We start from the raw sequence: 281 nt of genomic DNA, 5'->3' as shown, positions 1-281 counted from the left end.
AGCTCACCTTGGAAGAGGTCGGGAAGATCCTGGGAGACGCCGACTTTGCGGCTCACCAGAACGAGGCCGAAGAACGCTACGGAGATACCGATGACTGGCGTGAATCGCGCAGGCGTACAGCCGCGTGGCGCACTGCGGAATGGCGTCAGAACTCTGAGCGATTCCACGACATCGAACGCAGGATGATCGACGCAATTCGCGATGGTGTCGCCCCTGACAGCGAGTGGGCGGACGGCCTCGTTGAGGAACATAGAGAAGCTCTCAGTGAGTTCTTTCCTGTC

Annotated in this window: 1 protein-coding gene; it reads left to right on the top strand. The window is 59.4% G+C overall.

The genetic code is table 11. The features are described 5' to 3' along the window. Positions 1-281 (top strand): TipAS antibiotic-recognition domain-containing protein (locus QP415_RS11655; RefSeq protein ID WP_285100186.1); only part of this gene is annotated, 281 nt, incomplete at both ends.

The organism is Pauljensenia sp. UMB3104, assembly GCF_030217285.1.
Classification (GTDB): domain Bacteria; phylum Actinomycetota; class Actinomycetes; order Actinomycetales; family Actinomycetaceae; genus Pauljensenia.
The sequence above is the reverse complement of the archived record's forward strand: the minus strand, read 5'-3'. Positions and strand labels throughout refer to the sequence as shown.